Annotated in this window: 1 protein-coding gene; it reads right to left on the reverse strand. The window is 64.8% G+C overall.

The window, feature by feature from the left end; translation table 11 throughout:
• A partial coding sequence (locus tag CWC28_RS21760) for a glycerate kinase (RefSeq protein ID WP_171038375.1) occupies positions 1–240 on the reverse strand: 240 nt, incomplete at its 3' end.
• Between the last annotated feature and the right edge of the window lie 16 nt (positions 241–256).

Raw genomic sequence — 256 nt, forward strand, 5'->3', positions numbered from 1 at the left:
GCTGCGCGCCTCGATGGGGTCTGCTTCACTGGCCGCCGCCAACAACGCCGCCAGCGTGCCCTCACCGCCATCCCCCAGCGGGCAGAGATCGATCTGTGCCTCGGGCAATACTCGGCGAACACCCCGCGCCATGGCTTCGGCGGCATCACTGGCTGCCAGCGCTTCCTTGAAGCTGTCAGGGGCGATCAACAGACGCGGCGAACCAGAAGAAGCGGAGGCAGCAGAAGCAGAGACAGTCATGCAGACATTCCTTGTC

Origin of the sequence: Pseudoalteromonas sp. S4492, assembly GCF_005886115.1 — a bacterium.
GTDB classification, from domain to species: Bacteria; Pseudomonadota; Gammaproteobacteria; order Enterobacterales; family Alteromonadaceae; genus Pseudoalteromonas; species Pseudoalteromonas gelatinilytica.